This is a genomic window from Collinsella sp. OM06-18AC (assembly GCF_003438785.1).
Lineage (GTDB): Bacteria > Actinomycetota > Coriobacteriia > Coriobacteriales > Coriobacteriaceae > Collinsella.
On the sequence record NZ_QSTX01000009.1, the window covers coordinates 23,209 to 37,140 of the forward strand.

Below are 13,932 nucleotides of genomic sequence, written 5' to 3' on the forward strand. Positions count from 1 at the left end.
TGCCACGTTCGCTTGCATTATTTGTCGTTGAGATAACGCGAGAGGAACTCGCGGGTGCGCTGGTGCTTAGGATTGCCAAAGAGCTCAGCCGGCGCGGCATCCTCGAGCACCACGCCCTTGTCCATAAAGACCACGCGGTCGGACACCGTGCGGGCAAAGGCCATCTCGTGCGTGACGACGACCATGGTCATGCCGTCGGCAGCGAGCTTGCGCATAACGTCGAGCACCTCTCCCACGATCTCGGGGTCGAGTGCCGAGGTCGGCTCGTCAAACAGCATGATCTGCGGATTCATGCACAGGGCACGGGCGATGGCCACGCGCTGTTTTTGACCGCCCGAAAGCCTGCCCACGGCGGCGTGCGCAAACTTCTCGAGCCCCACGCTCGCCAGATGCCCCATCGCGACCTTTTCGGCCTCGGCCTTACCCATCTTTTTGAGCGTGACGGGCGCGAGCGTGCAGTTGTCGAGCACGTCCATATTGTTGAACAGGTTGAAGCCCTGGAACACCATGCCGATGTCCTCGCGCAGCTTATTGATATTGCAGCGCTCGGCAGTAAGGTCCTGACCGTGGAACCAGATATGACCGGCATCCGGAGTCTCGAGCAGGTTAAGGCAGCGCAGAAACGTCGACTTGCCCGAGCCCGAGGCACCGATAATGGTGACGACCTCGCCGGGATTGACGGACAAGTCGATACCCTTGAGTACCTCGAGTGAGCCAAAGCTCTTGCGCAGGCCCTCGACGCAGATAAGCGGCTCTTGGTTTTGCACGGCTGCCGCAGTGCCGGTAATGGCGGTATCTGCCATGATGATTCTCCTCGTCTTAAGCCTAGTTAGAGCTGGGCAGCGTGGCAGGAGCCTCGGCGCCGAGCTTTTTGCCAAAGGCCTCGAGCAGGCGGCTCGCCACGAGCGTCAGGATCAGGTAGACCACGAGCGCCACGCAGTAGACCTCCATCTGGCGGTAGTACACGCCGGCGACCGTGGTAGTAGCGTACATGAGGTCAAACACGCCGATGACCGAAAGCACCGACGAATCCTTGATGTTGATGATGAGCTCGTTGGTGAGCGCCGGAATCGCATTTTTAATGCCCTGGGGGAACACGACCTTGCGCATGGCTTGCCACTGTGACAGACCCAGCGAGCGCGCTGCCTCGGCCTGACCGGGGTCGATGGACTCGATGCCGCCGCGCAGGACCTCCATCATGTAGGCGGTGGAGTTGAGCGAGATGGTGACGAGGCCGGCAGTGAAGGTACTCCAGATCTGGTTGGCCTGGGCGGTCTCGAAGCCCATGCCGCGCAAAACGGTGAAGCCCGCGTAATAGATGAGCAGGCCCTGGACCATCATGGGCGTGCCGCGCACGATGGTGGAGTAGACGGTCGCAAAGCCGCGGCCGATGCTCTTAAAGAAGCGCACCAGGTCGTTGTCTACGCGGTCGAAGGTCTGAATACGCAGGAACACAAAGAGCAGCGCCAGGAAGAATGCGATGACGGTGCCGAAGGTGGCAAGCGCGATGGTGATCTCGATGCCACGGATGAAGAAGTCGCCGCTCTTGTAGGTCATGTAGACCAAGCTCGACAGAAAGTCGCTGGGATTGGAGTCCGAGACAATGCTCACCTGCACCAGGTCGACAAACGACATGACGCAGCGGTCGATAAAGAAGATCGCCGCGATGGCAACCACGACATAGCTGCCCAGGCGCGCGCCGCGACGGCAACGCTCGGAGGCGAACGGCGACTTTTCGCGATAGTCGCTCCAGTGCATGAGCTTGGTGACCAGCGCCGCCGCCGACACGACGATCCAGGCCCAAAGAATCGCCCAAAGGCAATCCTGGAAGATGCCGGTGGGCGCCAAAAAGCTCAGCGGCGTGGGGTTGCGCTGGCTAAATGCCAAGCCGAGCGCCGCGATAACGCTCGTGCCCAGGTACACATAACGGTGGTCGGCCTTGATAAAGGAGGCCAGACGATTGATGCCTTTCATGCTGCCTCCCTATGCCGGCTGACGGTCGAGGCACGCGTCCCACATCTGGTCGCGCTCCTCCTGGCTGATGCCCTTGAGTGTCTTGTCGATGAGCTTAAGCAGTTTGTCCGATCCCTTGCGGCAACCGACATTCGCCGTGACCTCCTGCTTAAAGCCCTCGCCCTCGGCAAATTGAATCGGCACGATACCCGGGTTTTGGGCCATATAGCCCTTTTGGTTCTCAGTGTTGTAGGTCACGGCGTCGCACGTGCCCTGCAGCAGGTTCGAAAACACCGTGGGAACCGAATCGACCGGGTTTTTGTGCACAACGCCCGGGATTTCGTCGATGACGGTATCGAGCATGGTGTCCTTTTGGCCGAGCACCGTGGCGCCGCTAAAGTCGCTGAGCTTGGTCGCGTTTTGGTAGGGCGAGCCCTCTTTTACGAATAGGCCAAAGTAGCCGATAAAGTACGGATCGGAAAAGCCGACGGACTCCTCGCGCTCGGGCGTGGCGCTCATGCCGGCAATGATGAGGTCGATCTGGCCATTGTTAAGTGAATCGATGAGGCCCGAGAAGCTCTGCTTGACGGCAACGGGCTCACCGCCAAGGGCCTTGCAGACGATCTTGGCGATCTGCACGTCGTAGCCGTCGGCATAAGCGCCCTGCACGTTATCGATGGGGATCGTGAACTCGCTGGCCTCGGAAACCTGCCAGTTGTACGGGGCGTAGGCCGCCTCCATGCCGATGCGGATCTTATCCTTGCCGATAACGGAATCGGACAGGTCATCGCGACCGCCGCCTGTCGTGGGCTGAACTACTTCCAGCGTGGAGGGACGCTGGCAGCCGGCAAGTGCGCCGGCGACGACAGAAGCGCTCGCAGCGAGAGCGCTACCCAAAAAGATGCGACGGCTGCATACCGGCTGTGGATGCGCGTCGCGTTGATGGGGAGAATGCATAATCTGCCTTCCCTGTTGAATCGTATGCTGACGACTTAACAGGATATACGCCAGCGACCAGCAGCGCAGCACAAGCTCGAAAAATTAATAGACACACGGTAGTCATTGGGAGCGTCGATGTTTTGGCAATGCCAGCGGGCGCCACCCAGAGCGAACAAGTTAGCATGAAAAAGGCAAGGCATAGACCTTCTGGTCATGCCTTGCCTTTTGAATGGCAAATTGTCGCTCTGGGTGGCGCGCAGCGTCGACCGGCCCGCCGTTCGTCAGAACGGCGGAACCTAAGGGCGCAGCGTCGACCGGTCCGTCGTTCGTTAGAACGGCGGAACCTCTAGAGCAGGGTAACGCTAAAGCTGCGAACGTCCGTCTCACCCGGTGCCAAGGTAATGGTGTTGACCTTGTGCTCAAAGACGTCGTCCTCGGTGTCCATGGTGGTGTGGCCGGTCCAGGGCTCGAGCGCCACAAACGGGGCGTCGTTGGCGGCAGACCACACGCCGATGTACTTAAAGCCCTCAAAGTCGATCTTGACGCCGTGGCCCGACTTGCGGCCGCGCAGCGTGAGCGTGGAACCCGGGACATCGGTGAACATGATGGCATCGTTATCGAAGCTGCGGTGCGTGATGGGCAGCACGTCCGAGTTATCGGGAGCCTTGTAGCTGCCCTCGAACGTCATAAGACCGTCGGGCGTGATGATGGGGGCCTCGTTAGTCCAAGCCTCGGTAAACGCCAGCTCGTAATCCTCGAACGCCTCGTCTTCGGCACCGGGGGCGGGCACGTTGAATGCAGGATGACCGCCCACCGAGAACGGCAGGGCCACGTCGCCGGTGTTGGTGACGGCAAAGGTCTGCGTGAGCGTGGCGTCGCCGGTCAGGGCATAGGTCATGTTGAGCTTAAAGTGGAACGGGAACGCCTTGAGCAACTCGGGCGTGTCAGTGATCTCGTACGTTACCGAGGAGCCATCCTCCGAAACCTCGACCAACTTGTGCTCGACGATGCGAGCGAGTCCATGGCGCGGCATCTCGCAGGTACCGGCCGCAGACGTCGCAGTGTTGTTGCGCAGCGAGCCCACGATGGGGAACAGAATGGGCGCGTGCTTGCCCCAAAAGGCCGGGTCGCCCTGCCACAGATACTCGTTGCCGTTGAGGGCAAGACTCGTGAGCTGGGCACCCATGGAATCGATGGCCGCGGTGAGGCCGCCGCGCTTGATGGTAGTGACGGTGGACATGCTACTTCCTCCAAAAATAAACAACAGTATCGAGGGCTATTGTCCCACTCTTGGCGGCGGGGTTGAGCGTCAGGCGCAGTTATTGAGCAATAGCGTAAAGGTCAAACCCGCCCTGCGGCGTGCTATCGACCGTATCGGGCGCCCGTGAATTAAAACTCACCGGAACCATGCGCTTTGAGGCGCGGTAACGCGTGCCGTCGGTGGCGACGGGCGGCTCATCAACCGTGAGCTCGTAGTCGCCGGGCTTGAGCTCGATACCGTCACCTTCGGAATTGACGTATTGATACTCGTCGATTGCTTGTCCCCTGAGCGTGCGGCCCACGATATGGACGAGCATTTGGCTATCGCCGCGCGCGGTATCCCACGTCGCGCCGTCCTTAACCTCGACCGACACATGCACCGAGCGCGTGCGGCTGAGCGATTGCTCGACGGACATCTCGACCTTGGCGGCGTCTTTGCGCTGTTGTTCAACATGGCTCCAGACGTTTCCAATTGCCGAGCAAGCGATGACGCCGGCCATGAAGGCGATGAGGATGGGGCCGAGTGGTGAGCGGCGGGCCGCGTCTTCCTCGCGAGCCAGGTTGGGGCGATGCGTGGGGGCGGGCGCCTGGGCACCCTGCGCGGGCACGTCGAGTATGCTGAAGGATGCCGTGCTGCCGGGGTCGATGTTATGGCGCGGCTGCGGGGTCTTGGCCGGCGAGATGGACATGTCCGCCGGCTCACCGAGTGTGGCCGTGGCATCGGCCTTAGCCTCATCGGCCTCAGCTTGGGCCCAAGCCTGCTCAAAGGTCAGGGGCTCGGCGGCATCGGAGGCGGCTTCAGGCTCAACACCGGCATCATTGCCGACCTCGTCCTCGTCGCTCGACACGTCACACGGAGCGGGCTCGTCCCACTCTTCGTCCGGAGCCTCGCCCTCGCTATACCACCATTCAAAGTTATCGATATCCATACGGGGCGCCCCTTAAGCCTCGCAAATTAACACTTGCCAGCCTTATACCCCCAGATGGCACGGCGGCTCGCATGGAATGTAACAAAGGGACTATCCCTTTGTCACATTTTGCGTTTAGCCGTGGGCGATCTTGTTTCTCAGCAAGAAGTCGACCGCCCCTACGATTCTGATGCCGTCGATGTCTGTTGGATGCTCACCATCCCTGACGATCAGGATCTTCTCGTACGAATCAGGGATTTTTCCCAGCGTGTTTAGTTTGAGCGGTCGCAGCTCGCGCTCTCTGGTCGCCTCGGCATCGATCCGTTCGGTAACCTGGATATATTTACGGTCCGATCCCTCGCCGATTGCGACAAAGTCGATTTCCCCCGCGCGCAGATGGCCGCAAAACACTTCGTATCCTTCAAAGACAAGCTGGTTGTAGATAACGTTCTCGAGCATCCTTCCGCTATCGCTGCCTCTATATCCGTCAAGATAGCTGCGGATTCCCGTGTCGGCTATGTAATATTTACCGCCTGTCTTGAGAAGCTCCCGCCCCTTGACGTCATACCTTTTTACCTTGGTAAACAGGTACGTCTCTTCCAGAGCGTCAATATACGCCGACACCGTCGATGCGTTGGTCTTACCGCCTGCCGATTCGTTGAGCGTCCCTACGATTTTGTTGACCGAGGTTTGATTGGAAATGTTGTCTGCCAGATACGCACAGAGCCGCTCGAGAACGTCGCGCTTGGTGATAGCTCCGCGACCTCTACGCGTCGCGCGCAATAGGATATCGCGCGCGACAATCGTCTGATAGAGGCTGCGGATGTAGTCACGGCACGGTTCGCGTCTCGGCTCGTCATGAGCCAGAAACGGCATGCCGCCATAGGTTATGTACTGCTCGAGCACGGTGTTTGAATTCAGGCGATTGCCCGTCTTGGAAACGAGCTCAACCCTCTCGCCAAGCCCTTCGGCGACGACCGCATCAATCGAGCGAAAATCAAGATACTCGCCAAACGTGAGCGGCTGCATCTTGACCTCGATATACCGGCCCGAGATAAGCGTTGCAAGCTCGCTTGAGAGCAAAAAGGCATTAGAGCCCGTGACATAGATATCGCACGGCAAATCCACTCGGAGCGAGTTGACCGCCTTTTCCCAACCTTCGACATTCTGGAGCTCGTCAAAGAACAGGTAGGGACGATCGATGCCATCGATGCGCTCCCGAACCATGCGATAAAACGTCAGGTAATCCGTAATACCCGCGTACTCTAGAGATTCCATCTTAAAGGTCAGCAAACGCTCGGCTGGTACCCCCTGTTGCGCCAGGTGCTCCCTCATCATGTCCAATAACGTGGATTTGCCGCAACGGCGTATACCCGTCACGATTTTGATGAGGTCGGTATCCTGAAAAGCAATGAGTCGATCAAGATAGCGGCTTCGGCGAACGATGTTCATAGAGTCTCCCTAGCGTCCGTCCAGACATGAAAACTTATAACTTGCATTATTTGCAAGTTTATAAGATGCCACCTTAGAAACTTGCAGAATATGCAAGTTTCTAAGAAATGGGCGTGGATATGACAAAGGGACTGTCCCTTGTCACATCTGAAGGGCGACGGGGATTTGGATGCAGCAGAAGTCCTCTTGGTGGGACTCGTCATAGCTCGTGGTATCGAGGTAGCAAAAGTCGAAGGCGTTGCCAACGGGCTGGAGCGCGTGCTCGTCCATGCAGGCCACAATGGCGCGGATGCCTTCGGGCTCGTACGGCATGCCCCAGCGGCTCATGCACAGGTATGTGCCCTCGGGCAGCACTTCGATGCCGATCTCTGCCAGCTCGGCAGCGTCGCTCGGCAGCAGCTCCTCGGCACCGCGCGGCAGCACGGCAAAGGAGCCGGCACCGGCAATAGGGTCGTCGGAATGCAGCGCCTCGCGACGCAGCATGGCACCCCAGCCGCGCATGGGGCGCGTGCCCGTCAACGTACGCATGCGCAGGATGGCCCGCATGAGCGTGGGGTGAAGCATCGAGCGGCCACGCTCAATATCGCCCGGAAACTCCTCAAAGACCACGTAGCGGCGCTCGAATTGCTTGAGTTCCGGTTTGCCCTCGCGCTCGCGCCAATAAACCGCCTCGTCATAAAAACTCAGCCGCTCCTGCACGCTCGAACGCTCGGCTTTGAGCCCGGCAATCTGCTCATCGAGCGCCTGCACCCGCGAGCACAGGTGATCGGTCATCTCTCCGATGTCGAACGTCGAGGTCAGGCGGTCAATCTCGTCGAGTTCGAGCCCTAGGTCGCGCAGCATGCAGATCAGACGCATGAGCGGGATCTGCGTGGGCGAATAGAAACGGTAGCCTTTTTCGTTAACCACGGCGGGCTTAAACAGGCCGATCTTGTCGTAGTAGATGAGCGTTTGGCGCGAAACGTTAAACAGGCTCGCCATCTCGCTAATCGCATACATGCCCGTCTGCATAGGTCCTCCCGACACACCAAAGCCCGCCGCCCACAGGGGCAGCGGGCTCAAACACTACTCGTATCCTACCCTAAAGGCACCTACGACCAGCGCTTATAGTTTGCACATGACACGCCGACGGCCTCGAGCGCCTTGGCGGCGATGTGATGCACCGCGTCGTCGAGCGTGGCGGGGCCGTTGTAGAACGTGAGCATGGGCGGCATGAGCATGACGCCCGGCACACGCGCTAGGCGGGCCATGTTGTCAACGTGAATGGCACTGAAGGGCGTCTCGCGCACCATGAGCACCAGGCGGCGTTGCTCTTTCATCTGTACGTCGGCCGCGCGCAGCAGCAGGTTTTCGCTGTAGCCGCCCGCAATGCCGGCGAGCGTCTTCATGGAGCAGGGCGCCACAATCATGCCGTCGACCGGATACGTGCCGCTTGCGATAGCGGCGCCGATGTTCTTATTGTCGTAGACCACATCGGCATAGCACGCAAACTCGTCGAGTGTCATGCCGAGTTCCTGCTCGATGGTGATCTCTCCCCCACGCGTGACGACAAGCGCCGACTCGGCACCGGCCTGACGCAGGCATTTGAGGCACTCAAGACCCAGCGCGGCACCGCTGGCGCCAGACACGCCAACAACAATGCGACGGGGACGGACAGAAGGCTCAGGCATGACAACTCCTTACTTAGTTACTCGGTAGGACTACTTACTAGAAGGCGAGCTCTGCAGCCCATTTGTCCTTGTCGATCTCCATGAACTGCGAGCGGATGAAGTTCTTCTTAAGGTTGAACGGGACCGTGCAGTCGAAGATGGCCTTGCAGGCGATGCCGTGCTCGCGGATCGTGGGGTCGAACGCGGGGTCGTTGGACGGGTCGAGCACGTGGCAGTGGCAGCCAGGGATGGTGATGAGGTCCACGTCGGCCTGGAAGCGCGTGGTCATGGCCCACATCACGTCGCTCATATCAAAGATGTCGACATCCTCGTCAACCAGGATCACGTGCTTGAGCTCGGAGAACGCCGAGAAGGCGAGCATGGCGGCGTTGCGCTGACGGCCCTCGTCATTTTTGCTCGACTTCTTGAACTGCATGATGGCAACGAACTTGCCGCCGCCGCAGGGGGCGGCGTGAACGTTGAGCAGGCGGCCCGGAATAGCGGTCTCGACCATCTTGTAGATGGAGGCCTCGGTGGGGATGCCGGCCATGGAAACGTGCTCGTGCGAAGGGCCGATGCAGCTCTCCATGATGGGATTGACGCGCGTGGTGACGGCGATGATCTTGATCACCGGGCAGACCTTGGCGCCGCCGGTGTAGCCGGGGAACTCGGGCATGGCGTAGCCGTGGCCGTTAACGTCCTCGTTAATGGTCTCGTCGTGCATGAGGTAGCCCTCGAGCACGTACTCGGCATTGGCAATGCACTTCTGCGGAACGGTGACGCAGTCGGCAAGCTCGACGGCATGGCCGCGCAGGGCGCCGGCGATCTGCAGCTCGTTGAAGCCGAGCGGCGTGGTGGGAGCCTCGAAGCCGCAGCACATGTACACGGCGGGGTCCAGGCCGATGGAGATGGAAATGGGCATGTCCTCGCCGCGCTGGCAGTACTCGTCAAAGAACGCGCCCAGGTGACGGCTGCCCGGAGTGATCCACATGGCGAGCTTGTCCTTGTCGACGCAGGAGAAGCGGTGGATGGTCACATCGGACTGGGAGCCGTCGGGGCTCGTGCCGTAGGCGAGGCCCATGGTGATGTAGGGGCCGCCGTCGACAGGCGTGTTGGTAGGAGCGGGGACGATCTTGCGCAGGTCAAAGCCCTCGTCGGTCGCCTTGTACACGACCTCCTGGCAGTCGACGTGCGCACCCTTGGCGATCTGCTCAGGCGCGATCAGGTTCTCGAAGCGCTTGCCGATCTCGAGGCCCAGGTGCTCCTCGTCCAGGTCGAGCAGGGCGGCAACGCGCTTGCGGCTGGCAAGCATGCCGATGCAGACCTTGGCATCGTCAAAGCCCTTGACGTTGTTGAAGACCATCGCCGGGCCCTCTTTGGTCGGACGCATAACGGTGCCGCCGGCACCGACGTGGCGATAGACGCCCGAGACCTCGGCGTCCGGATCGACCTGGGTGTCGGTCTCGAGCAGCTGGCCCGGCATCTCGCGCAAAAAGTCGAGTGCGGAGCGCAGGTCGTGGATCTGGGAAGCATCGGTAGTGGACATAGCGTGCTCCTTTCGGGAGAGTGCCCGGCGACGGGAGTGCCGCCGGGCTGGGTAACGTAGTGGGGCCGCAGCGCTTATAGATGGAGCGCTTGGCAACTCGCGGTTCAAGCACTCGGCTGTTTACAGCCCAAGCACTCGACTGCTTACATCAGGCCAAAGAGGTGGAACCAGGCAGCCTCGACCAACACGACGATAAAGACGACCGCAGTGAGGGGAATGCCCATGCGCATGGCCTCTTTGGAGGTGTAGCCGCCGGCATCCTTGCCCTCGCCGATAAGGATCGGCAGGTTATGGAACGGCAGGATGTAGTGGATGTTGATGGACGTGAAGACGATGAGCGCCACGGCGAGCGGGCTCACGCTGGAGCCGGCCGCGAAGCTGATGAACGCCGGCACGCACACGCCGAGCACGGCCATGACCGAGCCCATGAACATGTGGATGATCATGGAGAGCGCGGCGACAAGCAGGGCGAACAGGAAGATGTTCTCGGGCACGGAGCTGGGAAGCACAACGTCGGCGATCCAGGCGTTCATGCCGGTGGCACCGCCCACGGAGCCCACGGCCATGGCGGCCGTCAGGAACATGAGGGACTTGATGTCGACGGCGTTCCAGCTGGCGGGCGTGAGGACCTCGCCGATGATGGGCATGGCGAGCGCGACGCCAATGGCCAGGGTGACCCAGCCGATATAGTCGCCCGAGACGGTGAGCCACAGCGCGATGGCGATGACAAGCCACACGATGGTGCGGATCTCCTTGACGGAGAGCTTGCCGAGCGCAGCCTGCTTGGCCACGATCTGCTCGCGATCGTAGACGAGTTCCTTGCTGGGCTTAAAGAGGAAGAGGCCCAGGAACAGGGTGCACAGCAGCGCGACCAGCATAGGCACGCTCATGTACAAGAACCAGTCAACGAACGACGGGCTCATGCCGCCGGCCTCGGCGCTGTACTGCGCAACGAGCGGGTTGAGCGTGGAATCGCCCGTCAGAAAGAACATGGAACCCGGAGCGGCAGCGGCAAACACGAGGAAGCCGAGCTTGCCGCGGTCGTCGTCACCGTAGCCGGCGGACTCGGCGATGACCGAGACGACGGCGAGAATGAGGAAAGCGCGGGGGAACGGATGCGGGATCAGCAGCGACAGTACAAAGGTGAGCGCGAAGATCGAGATGATGAGCGACTTGGCGTCGCGCACGAACTTGAGCATGAACGCATAGGCGATGCGCTCGCCCAGGCCCGACTCCTTGACCGCGCTGGCAATGAGATAGGCGCCGATGACCAGCCACATGGTGGCCTTGGTCCACGAGCTAAACGTAGAGGCAACCGTCGCCGAGATGCTCGCGGCGCCCGTGTCGTCCACGCACACCTTGAACAGAACGAGCAGCGCGCAGTAGAGCAGGCCCACAAAGCCCGGCTGCGCCACGCCACATGCCCAGAACACCACCGTGGCGAGCGTCAGTGCCAGACAGGTCTGGCCACCGACCGTGAGCTCGACCGTCGAGCTCAGCTCCGCCAAAGGAAGAAACTTCACCAGCAAAAAGACAACGATACCCAGCACAAAGCCAATTTCGCGCTTGGTGATCTTAAACGCCTTCTTTTCCGCTTCCATCTCCCCACCTTTCTTGTTGGGGGCGCTCCGGATTCGCAGCCACGTTGCCGCTTAAAAAGGGGCGCCCGTTATCGGACGCCCCTTACGTTGCGCTGTGTTGTTGCAATACAGTCAAGCGGGATTTTTTGGATGAGAAGCGATCCCCTGGACAAAAACCATCACAACATTCGACGCTTTTCCTCGATTTCGAGATTTTCATCGAATGTTGTGACGGTTTGGATATGGCAAAGGGACTGTACCTTTGTTACATAGCGAGGGCCGTACGGATGGATGGGTCGCTGAGTGCCTCGCGGAGCCAGGGGGCCAGCTGCTCGGGGTAACCCTGCAGATAGCCGTCGAGCTCGGACGGGGTCACGCCACGCACCTCCGAGATTTCCTCTTGGTTGATATGCAGCTCGCCCGGCTCAACATGGGCAAGGTAGACCTCGCACCATTCGCACTCGCAGCGGCCGTCGCCGTGGTCCTCGCGGTACACCACGTGTCCGAGGTGCTTGAGCTGATCGGGCTCGCGCGTGATGCCAAGCTCTTCGTTGATGCGACGTGCCGTGGCGGCCGCGACGTCTTCCCCGGGGAGCGGATGGCCGGCACAGCCATCGGCCAGCACCCCGCCCCACAGGCGTTTGAGCGGGCTGCGACGACAGAGCAGCAGGCGCGCGTCTTCGCCCTGGCCCTCGACCAGAAGCGTCAGAAATGCCTGATGCAGGATTCCCTCGCCGGTATGGGCCTCGATGCGGTCGACGGGGCCAAGCGCCTCGCCGGTCGCGGTATCGACCGCCACGACCTCGGCGCCCGCACCGCCCTCGTCCCAGCCGGCGCGTAGAATGCGGGCCGCGGCGGCCTCGAGCGCGGCGATGAGCTCCTTGGTGGTATCGAGCACATGCTGCAGGTCGTCCCCGCTCGCCTGCTCAACATGAAAACCCGTGCTTGCAACGACCGGCACATCAAAGCGCGTGGCCAGCGCCGCCGCGATATCGTGCGCCGGGATCTCATCTCGATGGCACGGAACGGCCAGGATGCTCACCGTCGCCGTACGGCCGGGCTCGGGGCGCGGAATGGCCTGCGCCGTAGCGCCCAGGTGCGCGAACTCCGGCGAGCAGGCGTACACCGCCATGCCTCGCGGCGTCACCGTCAGCTGGGCCTCGAGCGCAAACTTGCCCTCGCCCACTGCAACCTTTGTCGTGTGCATACCCATGGGATCTCCTGTCGCCCGCGATGTACCTGAGACCATCTTCGCCTGTATTGCGACTATACAGGCAAGCGCAGCCTGCGACAAAGGGGGCAGGCACCTGACACATTCTGTTAGAGTTGCAGGGATTGAATCCCGCTTATTCATGCGACATTGGAGTGACAACCTTGACCGCCGCAACCACGCCTAAAAGTAAGTCAACCGCCGCCGCGCTCTCCCCCGCGCGCACCAAGCTCTGCCTGGCGCTGCTCGTGCTGTTGGGATTCTCGCTCGGCTGCTCCGAGTTCGTGGTCATCGGTATCGAAAGCGACTTGGCAACGGAACTCGGCATATCGCTTGCCACCGCGGGTCAGCTCATCAGCGTGTTCGCGCTGGTCTACGCTATCGCCACGCCGGTGCTCGCGCTCAGCACGGGGCGGTTCCGCCGCTACCAGCTGCTCGTGTGCTACAGCATTGTCTTTGTGCTCGGCAACCTGGTCATGGCGTTGGCGCCCAACTTCCAGGTACTGTTTATCTCGCGCATTGTCCTGGGCTCTGTCTCGGGCGCACTGCTCGCCGTGGGCGTGACGTACATCCCCGAGCTGCTGTCCCCGCAGCAAACTTCGCTTGCCATCTCGGTGGTATATGGTGCGTTTTCCGTGGCAATGGTCTTTGTCACTTCGATTGGCAAGTTCGTGGCCGACACGCTCGACTGGCACGTGGCCATGTACGGCACGCTGACCTTTGCCGTTCTGATCTGCGGAGCGCTCGTGGCGTTTATGCCGCGCGCCGGACAGACCGACGAACCCGCTACCTTCCGCGAGCAGGCGGGTCTGCTACGCGAACCGAGCATCATCACCGGCATGCTTATCTTTTTGTTTGGCGTGGGCTCGGTCTATGTATTCTACGGCTACGTTACGCCTTATCTTGAGCAGGTGCTGGGTATGGGCACTGTTCAGGCGAGCACCGCGCTTATGGCCTACGGCGCGTTCTGCCTGATCTCGAACATCCTGGGCGGATGGATCGACGCACGTTTTGGCATGAAGGCGCTGCTTGTGACGTTTGTGCTGCAGGCTGCGGCGTTGCTCGGGCTGTTTGCCGTGGGCGGCACCATGCCGCTCGCGCTGGTCTTTGTCTTTAGCTTGGCGCTGCTCATGTACCTATTCTCAGTCTCGTGCATCACACACTTTATGGACGTGGCACGCAGCCGCCATCCCAAGTCGATGGTACTCGCAAGTTCGGTTGAGCCCATGGCGTTTAACGTCGGCATCTCGTTTGGTACCGCAGTGGGCGGCGCCGTGGTAAACAACGTTGGCATTGCGTACGTGGGCGCCGTGGGCGCCGCGTTCTCGCTTGTCGCCTGGGCGCTTACGCTGGTGACGATTAAGTTGGCTCGCTGGGAGCGCAAGCGGGCGAGGGCGTAGGCGTAGGCGTAGATGCGATACTCGAGCTCGATGAT

General features: G+C 60.8%; 12 protein-coding genes. 1 reads left to right on the forward strand and 11 read right to left on the reverse strand.

Translation table 11 applies throughout. The features are described from left to right. Positions 1–17 precede the first annotated feature (17 nt). The 11 genes from DXB86_RS06785 to DXB86_RS06835 form a co-directional block, all read right to left on the reverse strand. Positions 18–803: an amino acid ABC transporter ATP-binding protein gene (locus DXB86_RS06785; protein ID WP_117736604.1), complete on the reverse strand. Its 786-nt coding sequence runs from the start codon at positions 801–803 to the stop codon at positions 18–20. A gap of 22 nt (positions 804–825) precedes the next feature. Continuing rightward, on the reverse strand, positions 826–1,974 hold the full coding sequence (locus tag DXB86_RS06790; RefSeq protein WP_117736605.1) for an amino acid ABC transporter permease: 1,149 nt from the start codon (positions 1,972–1,974) through the stop codon (positions 826–828). A 9-nt stretch (positions 1,975–1,983) separates the two neighbouring features. Next, positions 1,984–2,910, reverse strand: coding sequence for a transporter substrate-binding domain-containing protein (locus DXB86_RS06795; RefSeq protein ID WP_117736606.1), 927 nt, complete (start codon positions 2,908–2,910; stop codon positions 1,984–1,986). Between the two features lie 328 nt (positions 2,911–3,238). Further along, positions 3,239–4,132, reverse strand: a complete 894-nt coding sequence (locus DXB86_RS06800; RefSeq protein WP_117736607.1) for an aldose 1-epimerase family protein — start codon at positions 4,130–4,132, stop codon at positions 3,239–3,241. 79 nt (positions 4,133–4,211) lie between these two features. After that, positions 4,212–5,081, reverse strand: a complete 870-nt coding sequence (locus DXB86_RS06805; RefSeq protein WP_117736608.1) for a hypothetical protein — start codon at positions 5,079–5,081, stop codon at positions 4,212–4,214. A gap of 114 nt (positions 5,082–5,195) precedes the next feature. Continuing rightward, entirely contained in the window at positions 5,196–6,512 is a 1,317-nt protein-coding gene (locus DXB86_RS06810; RefSeq protein ID WP_233504172.1) for an ATP-binding protein, read from the reverse strand. Positions 6,513–6,653: 141 nt separating this feature from the next. Then, the gene (locus DXB86_RS10060) at positions 6,654–7,523 is read right to left on the reverse strand and encodes a MerR family transcriptional regulator (protein ID WP_199411010.1); all 870 of its coding nucleotides are present in this window, start codon (positions 7,521–7,523) and stop codon (positions 6,654–6,656) included. Positions 7,524–7,603: 80 nt separating this feature from the next. Next, on the reverse strand, positions 7,604–8,182 hold the full coding sequence (locus tag DXB86_RS06820) for a UbiX family flavin prenyltransferase (RefSeq protein ID WP_117736609.1): 579 nt from the start codon (positions 8,180–8,182) through the stop codon (positions 7,604–7,606). Positions 8,183–8,219: 37 nt separating this feature from the next. Further along, a complete protein-coding gene (locus DXB86_RS06825; RefSeq protein WP_117736610.1) occupies positions 8,220–9,707 on the reverse strand; it encodes a UbiD family decarboxylase in 1,488 nt (495 codons plus the stop codon). Positions 9,708–9,850: 143 nt separating this feature from the next. Next, a complete protein-coding gene (locus DXB86_RS06830; protein WP_197736862.1) occupies positions 9,851–11,308 on the reverse strand; it encodes an SLC13 family permease in 1,458 nt (485 codons plus the stop codon). 244 nt (positions 11,309–11,552) lie between these two features. After that, a complete protein-coding gene (locus tag DXB86_RS06835) occupies positions 11,553–12,500 on the reverse strand; it encodes an isopentenyl-diphosphate delta-isomerase (RefSeq protein WP_158555297.1) in 948 nt (315 codons plus the stop codon). Positions 12,501–12,652: 152 nt separating this feature from the next. Between DXB86_RS06835 and DXB86_RS06840 the strand changes: the two genes are divergently transcribed. After that, on the forward strand, positions 12,653–13,897 hold the full coding sequence (locus DXB86_RS06840; RefSeq protein WP_233504173.1) for an MFS transporter: 1,245 nt from the start codon (positions 12,653–12,655) through the stop codon (positions 13,895–13,897). The last annotated feature ends 35 nt before the right edge of the window (positions 13,898–13,932 follow it).